The following is a 17,659-nucleotide window of genomic DNA, read 5'->3' on the forward strand; positions in this document are numbered from 1 at the left end:
GGACTTCGGCCATGCAGACTTAAAGCCGGCGCCTCAGCGCGAAGCGCCAGCCTTCTAAAACCCGCCACTCACTCCGTACAGAAAGTTTCCTGCAAGTGACGCCAAGTCACCTTGCCGTGCGCGTCCAGGTCCATCACCGCTGTCGAGCGCCGCACGTTCGCATTGCCCGCGTTGTCGCGCTGATACTCCCGATATTTCACCACCGCACCCGACGGATACTCAGACACGATCTCCATATCGCGAATCGTGATCTGCGAGCCGGGGCGCGCACCGTTCAGCTTCGCAAAAATCTCGCGCAGGCCCGCGTGGTCCAGTGCGAGACCGGACGGCATGACCAGCGTGAATTGCGGAGCGAAGCGCGCCATGATGCGCTCCAGCGCATCGTGATCCGCAGAACCGTCGAACAACGCCTGGATTTCGACGTGGATGTCGTCGAGTTCTTTGAAGTAGGGATTGCTGTCATTCATAGCTTGTCCTCGCCCCGCCGCTTACGTCACTTTTTCTTCTGGATGAATTCGATCTTGTAGCCGTCCGGATCTTCGACGAAAGCGATCACGGTGGTGCCGTGTTTCATCGGGCCGGCTTCGCGCACAACCTTGCCGCCCTGGGCCTTGATCTTGTCGCACGCCGCATACGCGTCTGCGACTTCGACGGCGAGGTGCCCAAAACCGGTGCCGAGGTCGTACGACGGCGTGTCCCAGTTGTGCGTGAGTTCGAGAACGGTGCCATCACGTTCGTCTTCATAGCCCACGAAAGCCAGCGTGAATTTACCGTCCGGATAGTCATCGCGGCGCAGCAATTTCATCCCGAGCAGCTCGGTGTAGAAGGCAATCGAACGGTCCAGGTCGCCGACCCGGAGCATAGTGTGAAGCAGGCGCATCGTGTACTCCCTAGTGCGTGATGTCGAGAACGACAATGTACCCGGAATCACGCCGCGCTGCAGGGCGCGCCACACGTGCCGACATGCGGCAAAACGCGTGGCGCGCCCGCTTTCAGCCCGCGCTTTTCACCTCGTCGCGCAATGCGCGCCGCAGAATCTTGCCGACATTGGTCTTCGGCAGTTCGCTGCGGAACTCGATGATCTTGGGGCGCTTGTAACCCGTCAGTTGCTCCTTGCAGAACGCAAGAATGTCCGCGTCGGTGAGCGCCGGGTCCTTCTTCACGACGTAAAGCTTCACCACTTCACCCGCCTCCGCGTCCGGCACGCCCACCGCCACCACTTCGAACACGCCCGGGTGCTTGGCCACCACGTCCTCGATTTCGTTCGGATAGACGTTGAAACCCGACACCAGAATCATGTCCTTCTTGCGATCGACGATCTTCACGAAACCTTCTTCCGTCATCACGCCGATGTCGCCGGATTTGAAGAAGCCGTCCGGCGTCATCACCTTCGCGGTTTCGTCGGGACGGTTCCAGTAGCCGGCCATCACCTGCGGCCCGCGAATGCAGATTCCGCCGCGCTCGCCGAGCGGCGCGTCATTGCCGGCGTCGTCGCGAATCGTAATTTCCGTGGACGGCAACGGCAAGCCGACAGTCCCGGTGAACGCGGTGGACGTCGGCAGATTGGTTGTGGCGCACGGCGAGGTTTCCGAGAGCCCATAGCCTTCGACGATCGGCACACCGGTCAGCGCCTGCCAGCGTTGCGCGACGGCTTGCTGTACCGCCATGCCGCCGCCGTTCGATTGCACCAGCTTCGAGAAGTCGAGCGTCTTGAAGTCCGGCTCGTTCAGCAGCGCGTTGTACATCGTGTTCACGCCGGGGAACGAGTTGATCGCGTAGCCTCGCAAGGCGTTGATCAGCCCCGGCAGATCGCGCGGATTCGGAATCAGGATGCCCATGCCGCCACAACGCATCGTCAGCAAACCGCAGACCGTCAGCCCGAAGATGTGATACAGCGGCAGCGCGACGACCGTGATGTACTGCTTGATGTCGGTGCGCCCACGATAAACCGGTTCGCGCCACAACTCCGATTGCAGGACGTTGGCGATCAGGTTGCCGTGCAGCAAGGTGGCGCCCTTCGAGACGCCGGTGGTGCCACCGGTATATTGCAGCACCGCCACATCGCTTTGCGTGAGCGTGACGGGTGTAAAGCCCGCGTCCGAACCGCGTGCGATCGCATCGTTCAGCGCAATACACGAAGTCGGCGGCACATTCTCTGCAACCTCTGGACTACCCGCGCCGAGCATCTCGCCGATCGACGTCAGCACGACATGCCTGATCGACGTTTGCGCTTGCACCGTCTCGAGCGTCTTCGCGAACGGTTCGAGCAGCACGATCGCTTCCGCGCCGCTGTCGTTCAACTGATGCTCGAGTTCTCGCGGCGTGCACAGCGGATTGACGTTCACCACCACGTAACCGGCACGCAGGATGGCCGCCATGACCACCGGATACTGCAATACGTTCGGCAGCATCACGGCGATGCGCGCGCCGCGCGCGAGGCCTAGCCATTGAAACCACGCCGCAAGGTGACGCGACTTCGCATCGAGTTCGCCGTAGGTAAACTCGTGTCCCATGCAAACGAACGCGCGCTCTGCGGCGTGCGCCTGGAAACTCTGCTCCAGCAAGTCGCCGACAGAACTGAACTGCGTAGTGTCGATCTCCGCCGGCACGCCTGGCGGATAGGACTTCAACCAGATTTTTTCCATGTCTCCTCCTTGGGTTTCGCATCGCGATGCGCCAATACACGATGTGCCGCTGCGCCAACACACCGATGCGAGTCGCTTCTATCGCGTAGTAAGTGCGGGCATACGCCGCGCGGGCCGGTCGAAGCAATCGAAGAATCTGCGCAACTGCTCGGCCGTGCCACGCTCCAGCACTACTGTGCCGTTCTCGAGGCACGCCGGCAACTGCGACACCATGTCGCGCAACATGCCGTACAGGGTGCTGGTTTCCAGCGCGAGTTGAACATCGATCGCCGACGGAGTGCGCTCGTGAATCTGCAACACGCCACGCCGCAATTCGAGCGCATGCGTTTCATTGCGATCCGTCACGCGGAATGCGAGTGTCATCTGCACATCGGCGCAACGTTCCGGATCGACGTTCACGCTAAAGCGCTGAAACACATTGCGCAACGGTTGGGCGCGCAATACATCCGTCGAGGCGAGGCTCGAGCTGCCGGCGAACGGCAGTTCGTCGTAGGCGTGTTCGAGTTCGCGCGCCGCGCTCAGGTACCAATTGCGCCAGTTGGTGTTCACCGTGCGGTAGCCCAGCTCGCGCAACACGCTCGCCTTGATGTTGCGGGCTTCGACGTCGCTTGTATCGAGGCGCACCAGCAGCGTGGCCAGTTCCGCAGCCCAACGCCAGTCGCCGTCACCCAGCGCGATACGCGCAGCGGCACGCACCGCCTCCACGCCGCCCATCATCTTGACCATGCGCTGCGAACGTTCAGCACGCGGCAACGGATCGAGCGATGCCGGATCGCCATCGAACCAGCCGAGCTGACCGCTGTACACCTGCCGCACCGAATGCTTGACCGTGCCGTAGTACTCGCCGAGCCACGCGTGCTCCGCGAGGTGCGGCGGCAACGCGGGAATGGCCTCAGCGAGTTCGTCCGGGCTCAGGCCGAAGTTCATGTGGCGAATGGTCTGATCGTGGATGAACTGGATGGCGTCGCGATACACGCACAGCACCTCGGCGACATACTGCGCGCCCGATACCGGACGGCCATGCGCCGGCACCATGTGCGCCGCGTTGAAGCCGCGCATCATGTCGATGGTCTGATACCAGCGCACCATCCATGGCGGATGCGCAATGGGGCGCCACGGTCCATCACTACTACAACCGGGACCGTACTCGTCTCCTACCCGTGCTGCTAGCGAAGGAAACGTGACTGACATTTAAAAGTTGTGTCCCCGACAGGCGCAAACGAAGCGGCCGCCGCCCGCCGGATAGCAGCACACGCAGCACCCAGTCCGTCTGGGTCGCTGCTTCCCTCACGGAGGAAACCATGACGAATCATCGAAAGAGAAAGACACGCGACACGGGCCGCGATGATGGTAAAGATGAGCGACCAGGAGACACCCCGAACTCGTCTGGCCCGCCAGTGCCCGACAGCGCTGCTCCGGTCTTGCAGTCAGAGGACGAAGACGCATTGGTCGACGAAGACGCGCCGGGATGAGATGCGACGGAGCGAGGCGTTGCGCCGAAAGGGAACATTTCCAGGAGGGACGCAGCGAGTGGAGATTGCTGCGATGGACAACTGATTTGACAGACAAGAACTGCTGCTTCACCTCGCGAACATGCTCGAACTTTTGAGCTGTTTGGGCCCGGACAGGTTCGCCAGACGCGCTGGTGGTCCAGCTTGCGAAGGACCAGGATTTGTTACAGGACTTCGAGTTTCTCCAGGCGCGTGCCGCCAAGATGACGGTGGCCGATTTCAGTGCACGCGTCACCAGCGCGTTCTTCCTGTGGCCAAAGGAACTGCTCGAGACGGAGGGATGCGGGGGGCCGAGCCGTTGCACGATGTCGCGCAGGAAGTGAATCAGGTCGGGGTCGCGCCGGGCGCGATGAGGCACCCAATCACCGCCGGCACCGGCGACCAACTTCCCGAGTCGGCCGCCTGATAAGGCCCCAGAGGCATGCGGTTAATGGTGACGCGTCGTGCGGTCCTTCGCCGCTTCCCTGGCGTCCCCGACGTCTTTCCTGGCTTGTCCCGCGGCTTGCTCAACATCGCCTTTCAGTTCCCGGGCCGGCCTGCCCGTGACCTTGCCCATGGCCTCGTTAAACTTGCCCTTCATCTTTTGAGCAACGCCTTTGACCTGGTCCTTGTTCATGATGTCTTCCTCCAAGTATGCGACCGACGTCGCGTTACCAGATTGCGACAAAAACAGTATAGGAAAAGCGGGGCGTTCGTGAAGCAGAGGGCGCGAACGAACCAGGTTGCACGATTCGCGTATGGTAAATCGCCGGGGACAAGACGCCCGGGAGCTAGCGCTCGCGATATGCATCCTGCGGCCGCCGGACGGTTGAAGCAATATGACGTTCCAGGTGCGCTCGACAAACGCGATGCTCGCCAACCCCTGCCTTCGCGCGGCGTGCCCCCTTCACCAACACAACGCCTGCGTTGTTCTGCCGACGCAACGAACAGTGAGCTCCGTGGGAACTTGTTCTGAAATCAGGCGGAACCGCAATCGCTACGGCCCCCTACAGCAGAGCCGCCCGGTAACCCTCGTCCCGCTTCGTTCGGCCAGACGGGAAACGGGTCGAGAGGTCTCCTGATAGCAGGACATCGAGCCCTTCGCCCGGTCCTCAGTTCCAGCATTGCGCAACGAATCGCGAGTTGCACGAGTCGAAAATTGTCGATTTCATGTCTCCGCGCGGTAAGCGATGACGAAGCCGTGTGCAACCCGCTGTTATCGCGTCGGTGGCAATTCAAGACGTAGCCTATACACGATTACCGAGTCAGCAAGTGGGATACCACTGGCATCGTGACGAGGAAGCTGCGTACTACTGGCCCTTTTGCCTTGAGCCACCAGGTCCGCTTTTGACGTCGCTGTTCGCGCCGCTATTTGTACCCTTATTCAGACCGTTGGTCTTGCCCCTATTGGAACGCTCCGTCCTGGGGATACTGCGCGCCGCGCCGACGCCACTGCCCGTAACGTCGGGAGAACCGTAGCCGGTCTCGTTCGGGGTCTTCATCGAACCGGCACCGGCGCCGGGTGTTGGGACCCCGCCAGCGCTGCCGCCGGCCTGTGCGTATGTTATTGCCGACAGCGCCATCGCGAGAGCCGAAGCGAAAAACGTCTTGGTTATATTTTTCATGGCTCACCTCCGGAGAAGATATCTCATGCAAGCGTCTGCCGCTCACGAATGAAGTGCAGCAAGGTGCGTGCCTCGTGTCGCTCATTCGTCTCCTTTGTAGCGGCAGGTAGGCGACAAAATCGACAACGGAGGCTCCCGCAACGCAGTCATGTCCGAAAAATGCCGCGCTCACGGCGGTCCTTCGCAATGCCTGGCGCTCCGCCGCGCCCTGCAGTGCAGCGGGCTGTTCGTGCGCTCTCGACTCTCGTCGATTTCTGGTATGGATTCGCGCGTGCTTCGTAGGAATCGGCCCGTCATTTCGGCGGGCCGATTCCTATGTACAACACGAGAAGAATCGCGACAGAGATTTCCGGTTTAGTCGTTGACGAGAAAGTTGGCCGCGTTCACACGCTCTCAATCGGGAGTTCAAACTAGGGCCCGCTCAGCTCGCCTTCCAGAATCCATTGACGCTCGCTTTCCGACAACCGGTCAATCCGGAGTGTGCCGGAATCCGGGAGCCCGTTGAATTTTTCTGTCGCTCCGCTGACTTCCCACAGGCCGTTGAAAGCAGAAGGTGACTCGCCGCGTTTGCCTGGCAAGGTTGTCTGTCGCAGTTGCGTTTTCAGATAGAGTATGCCGCCGGGGCCACAAGTGATGACAAGATAGCGGGTTCCTCGACCATTGGTTTCGGGTCTCAATGTCACCTCGTGGAATCTCCACTCCTGCCCCCGTCGCGGCGCGAAGCATGCCCTCGCTCATCACCTTGCCTGAGCGACGCACAAGCGCGGCATCTCGATTGTTGCCGTCTGCAAACACCAGTTTCGTGTATTCATTGGGCGACCCGGGTTCACCGTTCTTGATGTCAAACCGGATTTCGGCTGTAAACGGCTTTGCTTCAGTCAATGATTGGGTCCCGGCCACGCCGCCTGCGGACGACCCCTGAGTCAACTGGCTCAATTGCAACTGAATTTGCTATTGCTCGTCTTCCGTCGCCTGCGCGCGCACAGCGCCCAGCGAAAAGCGCGCCGACGATGAACACCGGACGGCCTGGCGAGTCCAATCAAATACCGACGAAAACACCTCCTATTCCGAAGAAAGAAGACCACTGAAGAGGACCAGAAACCAATTTCCGGGCATCTCAAATTTGCGGACGAGCCGTGCGACGTGGGGTTTCTCCTCCCTTCTCTGCTCGGATTCTCAAAGGTGTACGCGCCAACGGATATGCGTGCGCAGGGACCAATTTGAGGGTTGGCACCGTTCGCTGATTGCGCAGACAGGGGCTGCCGCCTACGCTTGAGCGCGTCAGCAAACTGGCGGTCCTCGAGGTTCGTGGCTGCGGGACAGACCAAGGAGCGGCAGATGGACGTTGCTCAATATCTGCAGGCGATGAAGCAACTTGAACGCGCGACGGAAAGCATCTGGAAGAATGCGCCGGAGCCATTCAAAACCCAGGCATTCAAGTGCGGCTGGGCGCTCGACGATACGAAGAAGCGCCTTCGCTCATGGGGTTACGATTTGCTTCGAGACCGCGACCGAATGTTGCTGGCTACGGCTGGCATGAACGCCCAGCGGCTAGAGGCATGCGGAGATTTTGAGAGAGCGGTAAAAGAGATTCAGGCCGCGATTTTCCTCTTGCGTAATAGTCCTGGCGGCCCGTTTGACGACATCTTCGGCGGGCCACTTACACCAGAGCAAGAGGCTGACTTCCGGCTCCGTGACCTCGGGCCGTCTACAACCGCACCGACTATGGACACCGGACTCCCTGGCGAGTCCAATCAGATACCTCCGAAAAATCCCCCTATACCTAAGAACGAAGACGACTAAGGAGAGCCAGAAACATGTTTTCGGGTCTCTCGAACCTTGCCGACAAGCCTTGTTTTAGGATTCTTCCTACCCTCGAACCACGCGCAGGTGCGTGAGCCGGCCAACAAGCAGGCCGCACTAGGCATAAGCGCGGTGGGGCTTCGAATCGGATTTGACTGAACTCTCGTAGGTGCTCGCTGTGTCAAACCAGGGTTGATGCCTCTACCTGTGAGACGGTCTCAGGCTCCTTCTCATGCATCTCGAAGTATCGGTCAAGCGCGGCGAGTGTGATGTTTTCGCGCACGACAGTGCGCCGTTTCGCTCAGGCAAAAACAACCTGCTGTCGTGAAGAGAGCTTTGTCGGATGCATGGCCGGTGGGGCGCCGTTAGCCGGTGAGTAGCGCCGACTTGATAGCTCCCCAACTCGCAATACGCGCGTCCATGCGGAGCCGTTCGGCGCGCAGGACATCGTGGCAACCAACGCGGGAACCATTATGATAAGGCTGGTACTGCCGGGAGCCCCTCAGGGGCAACTGGGCGGTTGGGTAAACAAAAAGCCGTGAACCATGGACAGCACTCTCGCCGCCGAAGCCAGTGTTTCCGCAGACGGAAAGCTGGTCGCTTTTATCGCACATGCCCGTGGGCGTGCGGTGCAATGTTCGATTACTCGCGATGCACTGGAGCAGCACTTCTGGGCACCCATCGGAGCAGACGACGCGCACCTGCTAAAAGCTTGTATGGACGGACACAAGCGGATTGTGGCAGCTGTTGAACGAAAGGTGCTGAGAGGCTCGGACGAGCCGATAAAGCTGAACGCCGCAGATTTCTCTCACTGAGCGTCGCGTTACGCCGTTTCGCTCAGGCAAAAACAACCTGCTGTCGTGAAGAGAGCTTTGGCAGATGCATGGCCGGTGGGGCGCCGTTAACCGGTGACTAGCGCCGACTCGATAGCCTCCCAACTTGCAATACGCGCGTCCATGCGGAGCCGTTCGGCGCGCAGGACATCGTGACAACCAACGCTGGAGCCAAGCGGATGGAAGATGACCAGAAAGATGGGATGCTTGAGACGCGGCTGGTGAGGGTGCGCGGCCTCGTGCAGGGCATTGGCTATCGGGAAGCCTGTGTACGCCGCGCCCATGCACTGGGCGTCACTGGCTGGGTCCGCAACCGCATCGACGGCTCGGTGGAGGTGATGGTTCAGGGTTCGCCGGAGCAGCTTGCAGAAATGTGTGCCTGGTTAAGTGAGGGCATGTCCGCCGCGCTTGTCGACAGGCTTGAGGTAACCGAGGTCCCGCCACCGTTCGCCCGCTTCGAACACTTTGAGCGATTACCGACGTTGTAGGGACTCACGGTTTGCCCATAGCATTCCCACAGTGCACAAGTCTGGCGTGCCAACTTTGAACGACGTCCTCTCCTCGACCCGGCGGCTCAATTTTTCTTTGCCTGGGACGCATTCTTCGAATGCAATTGCCAGCGTTGAGCAGATGACCGCGGCGCGACAGTACCTACGTTCCGAGACCTGGCCGCCCGCTTTCGCCTTCAACTACGCGGACCCGCGGATTCGCGCTGCTTCCTGTGTTCGTGGCGAATATCGGTACCGCGAACAACATAGACGATGGCTTCGGCAATGTTGGTAGCATGGTCGCCGATACGCTCGATGGCTTTAGCGATAAACAGATAGTCGAGCCCGATCTGGATTGTCCGAGGGTCTTCCTTCATGGATGTGACGAGCTTGAGCACGAAGGCTCGAAACTCGGTGTCGATGGTTTCGTCGTCGCGGACAATCTGTGCAGCCGCAGTTGCATCCATGCGCGCAAATGCGTCCAGCGCTCTACGAAGCAGGTGCGAAGCCATTTCGCCGGAAGCCTTGATTTCAGCGATGTTGACGGGTCGCGCGGTGCTCTCCATGGCAATGCGGCGTGTCCGCTTCGCAATCTTCCGTGCCTCATCACCAGTACGCTCGAGGTTGGTGATGCACTTCGAGGCGGCCATCAGGAGTCGCAAGTCACGAGCGGTGGGTTGCCGGCGAACGATGATGTTGCTCACTTCTTCGTCGATTTCTATTTCCATCGCGTTGAGCCGGTGTTCACCCTCGATGACCTGCTCAACAAGTGTCAAATCGAACGTGTTCAGTGCCTCCATCGCGCGGGAAATCTGCGCCTCCACCAAGCCGCCCATTTCGAGCAACCGGGTTGAAAGCAGGTTGAGGTCGAGGTCAAACCTGCTGGAAAGATGCTTATCCGACATTTTCGCTCCTCGGACAAACTTGCCTGCGATGCAATGCTCAGCTACGCGATGCCTTGGTTCATGCAACCACGTCGCGTTGCTCAAGCAGATGCAAGAGGAATGCGAATCTCTATCCACCTGCGCCGGAATGAGCGGCAGTGCAAGTCGCGCGATGCGGACATGAGCAACGAAAAATTGCTAGCGTGTAATGCGCAAGCGCGCTTGTTGCGTCCGGTGCGGAAACCGCAGCGCTACGATTTTTCTGGCCAGCCGGTCTTCACAGTTTCGACGGCAGAAATAGCTGCCAGCAAACGCTTTGGGGGCACCGATTCGAGCAGGAGAAGACCAGCCCTCAGTAGCTCGCTCTTTTTCACCGATATGCCTGCGTCAAGACATTTCTGTTTCAGCGCCGCGATTTTTTCGTAGTCGGACTTCGGCATTGTGAAGCTGTCACGCACGACCTTTTCCTTCTTCACGTGCTTTGTCTTCACTTCAACCGCTGGAGCGGCTGAAGCTGCTCCAGCGGTTGCGGCGCGCGTCTGTTTTGGAACCCTGGTCGAAACCGGTTTCGCCTCTACGGCTTCGGTGGCCGGTGCATTTGCCCTATTTGCCTGCTTGTCGGAGGCTTTCGCATGGCCGTTTGCGTTCTTCGGGAAGTGAAAGGCTTTCTTGGTCGGCTTCCTGATGCTGGCTTCGGTCATGACCATCCCCAAGTTGACAAACGATATAAACAGTATATACAGTTTTTGAGCGGTTCTCGATTGCATTGGCGACGCCACCTACGGATATGACCCGCAAGTTGTCCACACAATCTGTTTGCAAGGCTGTAGATAATTCGCGAGCAAGCGGCGCAAGCCCCTGAAACGATTGGATTTGTGTATTGCGCGCTCGACGCGTGCATTTGACGGGGCGCCAGAGACCTGTACGGAATTGTGGAGTAAGCACACCACTGGTCAGGCCTACGAAAGAATATGTACAGACAAAACGACGACAACTGACCCTCCCTCAACGATAGGTCGATTCAATTTGCATGCGGAGCGGCAACATCGTCTAATCGCCTTTCCGCGCGCGCCCCTCTCTTCAAAATCCAGGAGCACACTATGGCCCCACCCAACTTTGAACATGTCGTCAAGACAATCGCCTCTGACACCAATACGTCCACTGAGACTGTTTCGAAGATGTATGCAGACACATGGGCCGAATACAGCGACGGCGCGCGAATCCTGGACTACCTGACGGTCCTGGTCACCAAACGCGTTCGTGAAAATCTGCGCGGTGTTTCGCGAGACCTACACTAGGCGGCCGCCACAATGCTCATCAAATCGCCTCAGGGTACCCGGCGTCGATGGCGTATACCGGGAAGGCCGCTCAGGGTCTCGGCATCCCCGGGTTTGCCTGTCGTTGACGAAGACAATCCGGTTCGGTACCTTTTGTTAAATCAGAGATACCGCAGAGCAGTGATTGATGGCCGACAACGATGAAACGACCAGAGAAATTGAAATCGAACTGAACGGGTCGCGCTATCGCGGCCGGTATCGCGTTATGAGCGGTACGGTCATCGTCTACTACGAGAACGAAATCAAGTTTGCCGACTGCGGGATGAACGGACCTGAAGTCGTGGCGAAGTGGCTGCTCACAGACCTAACGCGCCGGCTCGAAGCGAAGAAGAGAAAATCCGCCGGCAGCTAGGCACACGGCGGAAAGCGCTAGGCTTGGCGGCCAACTGCTCACCATACGTTGCGAAGCATTTTGTGAGCGGCGCGCATGTGTCGCTTTTTCTGGGCGCCGAGAAATGCCACCGCCTCTTTCACAGCGTCCGGGTCGCCTAGCTGGAACGAATACTGGCGCAGCAGCGTCTCGCTGACGACTAGGTCATTGAGCTTACCCAACTCCTCCTGCACCCCGGTCAACAGTTCGGTTTTTTCCGATGGCTGCCGTCGAGCACCGGAGCAAAGAACTCGAGCAAATATCGAAGCTTTTTCCCTGCGATTCGTACCTCGTGCAGCGCGGCGTAGCCTGGATGTTCAGGTTGAATCGCACGCTTTACCTTCTTCTTCAGCGCCTTCTCGGCGACATCCACTCGCGATTCTGCAAATTCTGCGAGCATCGTATTCACAACTTGTGAGTTCAGTTGTTGTTGCGCGGAGGACAATGCGCCGTGCAATATATCTTCGACGCCGGCGCCGCGAATCGTTCTGCGACTGAACGACAGTGCAGCGGCCCGGTGCTCGCCCACCACGCGAAGCAGCGGGCCAAACGATAGCCGCGTTGGCTCCTCGCCTGAAAGAACGTCACGCAGCACATCCCAGTCTCGGGTTTTACCCGCTGCATTAGCCAGATACTTGAACTCCTCCCGTTGAAGCGTGCAGTCTTTCCTGTCAAGCAGCGGTTCGTAGGCCCAATACAGCGAACGCAATCGACGCAGCGCTACACGAAGCTTATGGAGGACCTCGGGGTCCGCTTTCGCGCGGAGTGCATGGGCGCGACGAATGGCTTCTGCAGCGGTCGCGGTGGCAAGGATAGTGAACGCTTCGGCCGCAGATGTGGCTACGCTTATCGACTCCGCAAGGGGCCTTTCTTTGACAGAGCCCGAAGCGGAGGCGTCAGGTTCTTCCATCGCCGGAGCAGAATTGTGCGAGCTCATGTCTGGAACGCCTTCGGATACAGCAACGTAGAAAGGAACTACAGAAGTCCACGACCTGCTTTCAACATACTTCAACAGCGCTTGCTTACTAGACGGTGTGTTTGACCCTATTTCAATCGTACAACGACGCACGCCTGGAAATTAATACGGTCTGGCATTTCGTTCGCGCTTCTGAATACACACGAGTCATCGCGGTCAATACTTACAAACGGTCAATGCAGCCATCAGGGTCGCTGGCGTGCTTCCGAAGCATGGTGGCCATCGCGTCCTGTCAGGCCGTCATCAAACGTTCAAGCCACCAGGCAACCATTTGACGGCCGACACACCGTGCCGGTGACTTGTCGTTCCCTCATCCCAACCCCGTCGTAAATACCACGCGGCTGCTCAGCGAGCGACCGCATCAAGTCGCGGATGCCTCGCGACACCAAGGAGATACGCATGTCGACAAAGTGTATTGCTCTCTCGAACAACGACATTATTCTTGTGGCATGGACATTCGAACACAAGCTTCCAGATTGCGTTGGCTTCGATGTCCGACGCATTGATGCATCACAAGCGAATCTCGAAAGCGATAGTCCACAGGGCGTATCGCTGCCCGCTCTGGCCGGCTTTCCGAGCAATCCGAATTCGGGACAATCCGGACAAACAACCGCTCAGGGCCCAATCCAGAAGTTCTTCTGGAAGGACCTGTATGCACGGGATGCGCATACACAGGGCAGCTACATCTATCAAATCATCCCACTTCAAGGGACCTTCAGCAAAGATGCGTCGCCGAAGCTGTCGCCGCTCACAGGCGTAAGCGCTCTCTTTTCGAACCCAGTCAGTCTGACGGCCGAACACGGTCCGCAGGAAGACCCTGAAGCCATCAAATGCTATTTCAATCGGGGGATACTTGCCACGCAGGCCGTAGCCCGTCAGCTCCCCAAGAGCAAGGCCGATTTGCCGGACTCTGGCGCTCTGCTCAAACGCATCGCCGACGCCAATGACCCACTGCGAAAGTCGCTGGCCGGCGACCTGGTCACAGTGCTGCCATCGCTGCTGGTGGAGGCAAAAGCGCACGGTGGAAGCTGTTACGGCGCATTGTATGAGCTCGCCGACAAACAACTCGAAGCATCTCTGGTCAGCAACAAACAATTGCATCTGATTCTGTCGAACACCTACGACAGCACGACGCACGATGACAAGGAAAACGCGCCCGCACGAGTAGCGCTCCATCATTCCGGAGTCGACGTGATAGACCGGATGCTGCCCGACGGCAGCCATATCGGGCACAACAAGTTCATGCTTTACGTCGATGCTTATGGCAAGCCGGCGGCCGTGCTGACTGGCTCGACCAATTGGACGCCGACGGGGCTGTGCGCACAAACGAATAACAGCATCGTGCTGCGCTCTCCAACACTGGCAAACGCTTACTCGAACTATTGGGATGCGCTCAAGAAGGATACGCTAGACGCGGGCACGGACCCTCATGCACTACAGAGCAAGACGTTCCGGACGGAAAACGCATCCCCCATCGCCGTGGAGATTCCCGGCGCGAAGAAAGCAACGCTGTGGTTCTCACCGAACACGCCGCAGAAGAACAAGGCGAAAGGCGTGACGCCGCCGGATATGGCGAATGTGTATGCGCGCATCGAGAACGCAAAATCAGCGGTGCTGTTCTTAGCTTTCGACCCAGGCCAGCCCAGCATCATTGACGCGGCTGCGTCAGCGCAGGAAAAGAACAGCACACTTTTCATCAGGGGCGCACTCACCAATGCAGACCGCGCGGGCAACTTCGTCATCGACCTTCACAACAACAATACGAGGCCAGCGGACCCCGCTCAGGTGATTCCAACCGAAGGAGTAAATGACGCATTCGGCGTCTGGGAAAAGGAACTCGCAAGAGCCGGTCACGCCGTCATTCACGACAAAATAGTTGTCATTGACCCGTTTGACCCCGAGAACTGCACCGTGGTTGTCGGAAGCCACAACCTCGGCAACAAGGCGTCGTCCACCAACGATGAGAACCTCCTTATCATTGAAGGTAACGTCAGCCTGGCATCTGCGTATGCAGTTCACGTGCTCGATGTGTACGACCACTACCGCTGGCGTTACCTTCTCGCGCAGCATGGGACCAAGGATAGCTGGCAGGGACTGCATGAGGATGACTCGTGGCAGGACACGTACTTCTCGCCAGCGGGGAAAACGAATAACGCCGAGTTGGTGTTCTGGTTGGAGGCGTCGACGCGTGCGACGGAAGCGCGACCCGCAGCGAAGCCCAAGCGGACAGCCGAATTGGAGGCGTGACCTCTAGCGAAGCGCTGAATTGCGCGACTGACCGCCGTCGTTTCGACCAATTGCGCTCTTGCACGCGATACGACGCTCAGCAGCTCTCGGACGAATCCGGTACAGGATTCGAATGGGTAACAGGCGCACTCGAAGACCCCCACACGCCGGCTGGTTCCAACCAGCTGTTTCTTTACTCCTGCTTCCGGAAACGGTGACTGTCGGGGCGTCCTGTCTCGGCGTCGCGCCTGGCCAATTGCGTGAACCTGGTCAGGCGCAGCAGGAGTCAGACTGCTGCATCGGCGGACACCTGTTGGTACCGTACGAGCAGTACACGCAGCAATCCCCGGGTTTCGGTCTGACCACTGCCTTGCAATGCTCGCATTCGTAAAACCACACACAGGCGTTGGTCGGCATCGTCTCGTTTTTCTTGTGCCCACACACCGGACAGGTGATGTTGGAATCCAACACGACTGAAATCATTACTGCACCTGCCTGACGTGAGTCGGATAGCTGGAGTCAGTTGTGGCGGTAGCGTTTGTCAACGCGTCGACCGACGCCTTGTTCGGGTCAAAGACTACCTGCGTGCGTTTGCCTGCGAAGTCGACCTTAGCCGAAGCCACGCCGTGTACTTTCTCAACTGCCTTGCGAACCGTAATCGGACACACAGCGCAATCCATCTTCGTGACGTCAAGTGTGACCTTGCGAAGCTCCTCCGCGAGGGCCGTGGATGCGCTCAGCGCCGTCGCGACGAGCACAGCAATCAGTTTCTTCATGGCAGGTGCTCAATAGAAGAGCGGCGCATACAGGGGGAACGACATCAGCGCGAGCGCGGCCGGCATCACGACCCAGAAAATGAAGCGCTGCCGATGTCGCGCCGAGGGCACGGCGCAGGCTTTGCCCACCGCACATTCTTCGGACCTGGCGTAGAGCCTGCGAAAAGCGACCGCGAAAAACGCGATGGATATGGCGACAAATAGGGGTTGGAACGGCTGCAACGCGGTCAGGCGCGAGCCCCATGCGCCCCCCACTCCCAGCACAACAAGGAGCAAGGGGCCGGCGCAACAGGCGGATGCCCCGAATGCGGCAGCAGTTCCGGCTAACAAGGAGCCGGTAGTGGCCCAGCGAGGTCGCATGGCACTTCCTTTTCGGACTGGTTGAGTCTAGTCTAGGTGCGTACCTAAGTACGGAGTCAAGCGCGCCATGCAGGAAATGACCATCGGACAACTGGCTGAAGCGGCAGAGGTCAACATCGAAACAGTGAGGTACTACCATCGTCGCGGGTTACTGCCGGCGCCACCCCGCCCAGCAGGCGGCATCCGCCGATACCCGACAGCCGTACTGACGAGGCTTCGCTTTATCAGGCGGTCCCAGTCGCTTGGCTTTTCGCTCGATGAGGTGGAGGCGCTGTTGTCTCTGCACGATGGTCAGGCGTGCAACGCCGCGCGCGCTATCGCCGAACACAAGCTTGTCGATGTGCGCCAGCGTATCCAGGATTTGTCCATGCTGGAAGCCGCGTTGGCAACACTGGTACAGCGCTGCTCGACGTCGAAAGGCACGGTGTCGTGCCCACTCATCGACACACTCATGAACGGCGATGAGCTGACCCAGTGAGCGCGTTAGCGCAACGCGTGCCGGTAGCACACACCGCCACCGACACAACCGGGACAGTGCTCACCTGTGTGACGGGGCCGGCGGTCGGCAGGCTACCTGCGGTTTACCGGCAATCGTAACGCAAGAGGCGCAATCATTTCGTCTCTCGAACGTCTAACAATAAGGTTGTGCTTATCTCTGGGTAGACCGTAATGCTGAACGTTTTTCGCCGATATCTGCTCGCGACGAGCTTGTTACTGGTCGTCAGTATCGCTTTCGCTGGCGAGCAGCCTTTTAGCCAGGCCCGGTTCGACAGGCTGAACGCCGACGGGAAGCCTGCCGTCGTCTACTTCCACGCGACCTGGTGCCCGACCTGCAAGGTCCAACAACCCATTGTGGACCGTTTGGCAGCGAGCCCGGAAATGAAAGACGTGACCATTTTCGTGGCCGACTACGACAAGGAAGTTGCCCTGAAACGGGCAATGAAAGTGAGCCAACAGTCGACATTCGTTGTCTTCAAGGGCGGCCACGAAGTTGCGCGCTCTACGGGGCAGACGCGCGAACAGGACATCAAAAACACGTTCGCCAAAGCCCTGTAATGGACTTCACGCCGGGTACGTACGCGCTCGGGTTCCTGGCCGGGGCCCTGACGACGCTGTCACCGTGTGTGCTCGCCCTTGTTCCCGTACTCGTTGCGTCTGCATTGGCGGCACATCGGCTGGGGGTCGTTGCACTCTCAGCTGGATTAGGCGTGTCGTTCTCGGTCATCGGGATTTTCGTGGCCAGCGTCGGCGCGTCGCTGGGTGTGGATAGTGAACTCTTTCGTCGCGTGGCCGCCGTGCTGATGATTCTGTTTGGGCTCGCGATGTTTTCCCACCGATTGCAGGCCATTTTCATCCGCGCGGCCGCCGGAATCGGTGGCTCGGGTCAAAATTGGTTGAGCAAGATACGAGGCGACACCCTGTCAGGCCAGTTCGCGGTCGGACTGATTCTGGGAGCAGTCTGGAGTCCCTGCGTCGGCCCCACATTGGGCGCGGCCACTACACTCGCCTCGCAAAGCAGGAGTCTCGGGAGTATCGCGCTGTTGATGGGCATATTTGGCATCGGAGCCAGCCTTCCGCTTACGATTCTCGGTTCCCTTTCCCGGACCTCGACGCAGAAGCTGCGACGCCGACTTGGCCCAGTGGGAACGGCAGGGACAACCATCCTCGGAGCGGTGTTCATCGCCGTCGGCATGCTCGTGCTTACGGGGCTGGACAAGACGCTGGAGACGGCGCTGCTGTCTGCAAGCCCCCCGTGGCTGACGGACTTCACAACGTCGCTTTGAGCAGCCACGTGCGGATTCGATACTCAGGGTACAAACCAGACTATGCTTTCGGCCGTGCACCT

At 59.1% G+C, this 17,659-nt stretch carries 24 protein-coding genes; 10 read left to right on the forward strand and 14 right to left on the reverse strand.

The features are described from left to right. Positions 1 to 68: 68 nt before the first annotated feature. From M0D67_RS07865 to M0D67_RS07880, 4 genes are all read right to left on the reverse strand, one after another. Positions 69 to 467 carry a hypothetical protein gene (locus M0D67_RS07865; RefSeq protein WP_154560578.1) on the reverse strand — a complete coding sequence of 133 codons (399 nt, stop codon included), beginning with the start codon at positions 465 to 467 and terminating at the stop codon, positions 69 to 71. A 26-nt stretch (positions 468 to 493) separates the two neighbouring features. Beyond that, positions 494 to 880 carry a lactoylglutathione lyase gene (gene gloA, locus M0D67_RS07870; RefSeq protein ID WP_097391309.1) on the reverse strand — a complete coding sequence of 129 codons (387 nt, stop codon included), beginning with the start codon at positions 878 to 880 and terminating at the stop codon, positions 494 to 496. Positions 881 to 992: 112 nt separating this feature from the next. Next, positions 993 to 2,645 (reverse strand): long-chain-fatty-acid--CoA ligase, encoded by a 1,653-nt coding sequence (locus tag M0D67_RS07875; RefSeq protein WP_266238439.1) that lies wholly within the window; start codon positions 2,643 to 2,645, stop codon positions 993 to 995. Between the two features lie 78 nt (positions 2,646 to 2,723). Beyond that, positions 2,724 to 3,836 carry an alkyl sulfatase dimerization domain-containing protein gene (locus M0D67_RS07880; RefSeq protein WP_154560576.1) on the reverse strand — a complete coding sequence of 371 codons (1,113 nt, stop codon included), beginning with the start codon at positions 3,834 to 3,836 and terminating at the stop codon, positions 2,724 to 2,726. Positions 3,837 to 4,317: 481 nt separating this feature from the next. Between M0D67_RS07880 and M0D67_RS42085 the strand changes: the two genes are divergently transcribed. Further along, on the forward strand, positions 4,318 to 4,479 hold the full coding sequence (locus tag M0D67_RS42085; RefSeq protein WP_308112559.1) for a hypothetical protein: 162 nt from the start codon (positions 4,318 to 4,320) through the stop codon (positions 4,477 to 4,479). Between the two features lie 104 nt (positions 4,480 to 4,583). Here M0D67_RS42085 and M0D67_RS07890 read toward each other — a convergent pair whose 3' ends face one another. From M0D67_RS07890 to M0D67_RS07900, 3 genes are all read right to left on the reverse strand, one after another. After that, positions 4,584 to 4,772: a CsbD family protein gene (locus M0D67_RS07890; protein WP_154560575.1), complete on the reverse strand. Its 189-nt coding sequence runs from the start codon at positions 4,770 to 4,772 to the stop codon at positions 4,584 to 4,586. A 673-nt stretch (positions 4,773 to 5,445) separates the two neighbouring features. Then, entirely contained in the window at positions 5,446 to 5,760 is a 315-nt protein-coding gene (locus tag M0D67_RS07895) for a hypothetical protein (protein ID WP_266238442.1), read from the reverse strand. A 410-nt stretch (positions 5,761 to 6,170) separates the two neighbouring features. After that, the gene (locus M0D67_RS07900; protein ID WP_154560574.1) at positions 6,171 to 6,437 is read right to left on the reverse strand and encodes a hypothetical protein; all 267 of its coding nucleotides are present in this window, start codon (positions 6,435 to 6,437) and stop codon (positions 6,171 to 6,173) included. A 661-nt stretch (positions 6,438 to 7,098) separates the two neighbouring features. Between M0D67_RS07900 and M0D67_RS07905 the strand changes: the two genes are divergently transcribed. The 3 genes from M0D67_RS07905 to M0D67_RS07915 all read left to right on the forward strand — a co-directional run bounded on the left by M0D67_RS07905 (position 7,099) and on the right by M0D67_RS07915 (position 8,884). After that, on the forward strand, positions 7,099 to 7,563 hold the full coding sequence (locus tag M0D67_RS07905; protein ID WP_154560573.1) for a hypothetical protein: 465 nt from the start codon (positions 7,099 to 7,101) through the stop codon (positions 7,561 to 7,563). A 545-nt stretch (positions 7,564 to 8,108) separates the two neighbouring features. Then, positions 8,109 to 8,378 (forward strand): DUF1488 family protein, encoded by a 270-nt coding sequence (locus M0D67_RS07910; RefSeq protein ID WP_154560572.1) that lies wholly within the window; start codon positions 8,109 to 8,111, stop codon positions 8,376 to 8,378. A gap of 197 nt (positions 8,379 to 8,575) precedes the next feature. Beyond that, on the forward strand, positions 8,576 to 8,884 hold the full coding sequence (locus M0D67_RS07915) for an acylphosphatase (RefSeq protein ID WP_154560571.1): 309 nt from the start codon (positions 8,576 to 8,578) through the stop codon (positions 8,882 to 8,884). A gap of 197 nt (positions 8,885 to 9,081) precedes the next feature. On the opposite strand, the gene phoU is transcribed toward M0D67_RS07915, so the two are convergent. Together phoU and M0D67_RS07925 are read right to left on the reverse strand one after the other, a co-directional pair. Next, positions 9,082 to 9,789, reverse strand: coding sequence for a phosphate signaling complex protein PhoU (gene phoU, locus M0D67_RS07920; RefSeq protein WP_154560570.1), 708 nt, complete (start codon positions 9,787 to 9,789; stop codon positions 9,082 to 9,084). 230 nt (positions 9,790 to 10,019) lie between these two features. After that, positions 10,020 to 10,469, reverse strand: a complete 450-nt coding sequence (locus tag M0D67_RS07925) for a hypothetical protein (protein WP_154560569.1) — start codon at positions 10,467 to 10,469, stop codon at positions 10,020 to 10,022. A 399-nt stretch (positions 10,470 to 10,868) separates the two neighbouring features. On the opposite strand from M0D67_RS07925, the gene M0D67_RS07930 reads away from it, so the two are divergent. Continuing rightward, positions 10,869 to 11,066: a DUF3562 domain-containing protein gene (locus tag M0D67_RS07930; protein WP_154560568.1), complete on the forward strand. Its 198-nt coding sequence runs from the start codon at positions 10,869 to 10,871 to the stop codon at positions 11,064 to 11,066. Positions 11,067 to 11,232: 166 nt separating this feature from the next. Further along, entirely contained in the window at positions 11,233 to 11,457 is a 225-nt protein-coding gene (locus M0D67_RS07935) for a hypothetical protein (RefSeq protein ID WP_266238447.1), read from the forward strand. A 38-nt stretch (positions 11,458 to 11,495) separates the two neighbouring features. Here M0D67_RS07935 and M0D67_RS07940 read toward each other — a convergent pair whose 3' ends face one another. Further along, positions 11,496 to 11,678, reverse strand: coding sequence for a hypothetical protein (locus M0D67_RS07940; protein WP_154560567.1), 183 nt, complete (start codon positions 11,676 to 11,678; stop codon positions 11,496 to 11,498). Continuing rightward, a complete protein-coding gene (locus M0D67_RS07945) occupies positions 11,675 to 12,412 on the reverse strand; it encodes a CHAD domain-containing protein (protein ID WP_154560566.1) in 738 nt (245 codons plus the stop codon). The genes M0D67_RS07940 and M0D67_RS07945 overlap by 4 nt, the downstream gene beginning before the upstream one ends. 411 nt (positions 12,413 to 12,823) lie before the next feature. Between M0D67_RS07945 and M0D67_RS07950 the strand changes: the two genes are divergently transcribed. Continuing rightward, positions 12,824 to 14,698, forward strand: a complete 1,875-nt coding sequence (locus tag M0D67_RS07950) for a phospholipase D-like domain-containing protein (protein WP_266238450.1) — start codon at positions 12,824 to 12,826, stop codon at positions 14,696 to 14,698. A gap of 249 nt (positions 14,699 to 14,947) precedes the next feature. On the opposite strand, the gene M0D67_RS07955 is transcribed toward M0D67_RS07950, so the two are convergent. Genes M0D67_RS07955 through M0D67_RS07965 form a run of 3 tightly spaced genes read right to left on the reverse strand, consistent with a single transcriptional unit; the run spans position 14,948 to position 15,813 of the window. Next, on the reverse strand, positions 14,948 to 15,160 hold the full coding sequence (locus tag M0D67_RS07955; protein WP_154560564.1) for a GDCCVxC domain-containing (seleno)protein: 213 nt from the start codon (positions 15,158 to 15,160) through the stop codon (positions 14,948 to 14,950). Next, positions 15,160 to 15,453 (reverse strand): cation transporter, encoded by a 294-nt coding sequence (locus M0D67_RS07960; RefSeq protein ID WP_154560563.1) that lies wholly within the window; start codon positions 15,451 to 15,453, stop codon positions 15,160 to 15,162. The genes M0D67_RS07955 and M0D67_RS07960 overlap by 1 nt, the downstream gene beginning before the upstream one ends. A 9-nt stretch (positions 15,454 to 15,462) precedes the next feature. Continuing rightward, positions 15,463 to 15,813 (reverse strand): mercuric transporter MerT family protein, encoded by a 351-nt coding sequence (locus tag M0D67_RS07965; RefSeq protein WP_266238453.1) that lies wholly within the window; start codon positions 15,811 to 15,813, stop codon positions 15,463 to 15,465. 67 nt (positions 15,814 to 15,880) lie between these two features. Here M0D67_RS07965 and merR point away from each other — a divergent pair, with 67 nt between their 5' ends. From merR to M0D67_RS07980, 3 genes are all read left to right on the forward strand, one after another. After that, positions 15,881 to 16,291, forward strand: coding sequence for an Hg(II)-responsive transcriptional regulator (merR, locus tag M0D67_RS07970; RefSeq protein WP_266238455.1), 411 nt, complete (start codon positions 15,881 to 15,883; stop codon positions 16,289 to 16,291). Between the two features lie 191 nt (positions 16,292 to 16,482). Continuing rightward, positions 16,483 to 16,869, forward strand: coding sequence for a thioredoxin family protein (locus M0D67_RS07975; protein WP_154560561.1), 387 nt, complete (start codon positions 16,483 to 16,485; stop codon positions 16,867 to 16,869). Then, the gene (locus M0D67_RS07980) at positions 16,869 to 17,597 is read left to right on the forward strand and encodes a cytochrome c biogenesis CcdA family protein (protein ID WP_154560560.1); all 729 of its coding nucleotides are present in this window, start codon (positions 16,869 to 16,871) and stop codon (positions 17,595 to 17,597) included. The genes M0D67_RS07975 and M0D67_RS07980 overlap by 1 nt, the downstream gene beginning before the upstream one ends. Positions 17,598 to 17,659: the final 62 nt, after the last annotated feature.

The organism is Paraburkholderia sp. SECH4 (assembly GCF_030511745.1).
Lineage (GTDB): Bacteria > Pseudomonadota > Gammaproteobacteria > Burkholderiales > Burkholderiaceae > Paraburkholderia > Paraburkholderia madseniana.

Excerpts from the sequence above, each read along its gene's own strand:
- M0D67_RS07975 (WP_154560561.1), top strand. The coding sequence starts at position 16,483 with ATGCTGAACGTTTTTCGCCGATATCTGCTCGCGACGAGCTTGTTACTG.
- M0D67_RS07930 (WP_154560568.1), top strand. The coding sequence starts at position 10,869 with ATGGCCCCACCCAACTTTGAACATGTCGTCAAGACAATCGCCTCTGAC.
- M0D67_RS07935 (WP_266238447.1), top strand. The coding sequence starts at position 11,233 with ATGGCCGACAACGATGAAACGACCAGAGAAATTGAAATCGAACTGAAC.
- gloA (WP_097391309.1), bottom strand. The coding sequence starts at position 880 with ATGCGCCTGCTTCACACTATGCTCCGGGTCGGCGACCTGGACCGTTCG.
- M0D67_RS07865 (WP_154560578.1), bottom strand. The coding sequence starts at position 467 with ATGAATGACAGCAATCCCTACTTCAAAGAACTCGACGACATCCACGTC.
- M0D67_RS07880 (WP_154560576.1), bottom strand. The coding sequence starts at position 3,836 with ATGTCAGTCACGTTTCCTTCGCTAGCAGCACGGGTAGGAGACGAGTAC.
- M0D67_RS07960 (WP_154560563.1), bottom strand. The coding sequence starts at position 15,453 with ATGAAGAAACTGATTGCTGTGCTCGTCGCGACGGCGCTGAGCGCATCC.
- M0D67_RS07910 (WP_154560572.1), top strand. The coding sequence starts at position 8,109 with ATGGACAGCACTCTCGCCGCCGAAGCCAGTGTTTCCGCAGACGGAAAG.
- M0D67_RS07945 (WP_154560566.1), bottom strand. The coding sequence starts at position 12,412 with ATGAGCTCGCACAATTCTGCTCCGGCGATGGAAGAACCTGACGCCTCC.
- merR (WP_266238455.1), top strand. The coding sequence starts at position 15,881 with ATGCAGGAAATGACCATCGGACAACTGGCTGAAGCGGCAGAGGTCAAC.
- M0D67_RS07915 (WP_154560571.1), top strand. The coding sequence starts at position 8,576 with ATGGAAGATGACCAGAAAGATGGGATGCTTGAGACGCGGCTGGTGAGG.
- M0D67_RS07950 (WP_266238450.1), top strand. The coding sequence starts at position 12,824 with ATGCCTCGCGACACCAAGGAGATACGCATGTCGACAAAGTGTATTGCT.
- M0D67_RS07965 (WP_266238453.1), bottom strand. The coding sequence starts at position 15,813 with ATGCGACCTCGCTGGGCCACTACCGGCTCCTTGTTAGCCGGAACTGCT.
- M0D67_RS07905 (WP_154560573.1), top strand. The coding sequence starts at position 7,099 with ATGGACGTTGCTCAATATCTGCAGGCGATGAAGCAACTTGAACGCGCG.
- M0D67_RS07875 (WP_266238439.1), bottom strand. The coding sequence starts at position 2,645 with ATGGAAAAAATCTGGTTGAAGTCCTATCCGCCAGGCGTGCCGGCGGAG.
- M0D67_RS07955 (WP_154560564.1), bottom strand. The coding sequence starts at position 15,160 with ATGATTTCAGTCGTGTTGGATTCCAACATCACCTGTCCGGTGTGTGGG.
- M0D67_RS07890 (WP_154560575.1), bottom strand. The coding sequence starts at position 4,772 with ATGAACAAGGACCAGGTCAAAGGCGTTGCTCAAAAGATGAAGGGCAAG.
- M0D67_RS07895 (WP_266238442.1), bottom strand. The coding sequence starts at position 5,760 with ATGAAAAATATAACCAAGACGTTTTTCGCTTCGGCTCTCGCGATGGCG.
- M0D67_RS07925 (WP_154560569.1), bottom strand. The coding sequence starts at position 10,469 with ATGACCGAAGCCAGCATCAGGAAGCCGACCAAGAAAGCCTTTCACTTC.
- phoU (WP_154560570.1), bottom strand. The coding sequence starts at position 9,789 with ATGTCGGATAAGCATCTTTCCAGCAGGTTTGACCTCGACCTCAACCTG.
- M0D67_RS07980 (WP_154560560.1), top strand. The coding sequence starts at position 16,869 with ATGGACTTCACGCCGGGTACGTACGCGCTCGGGTTCCTGGCCGGGGCC.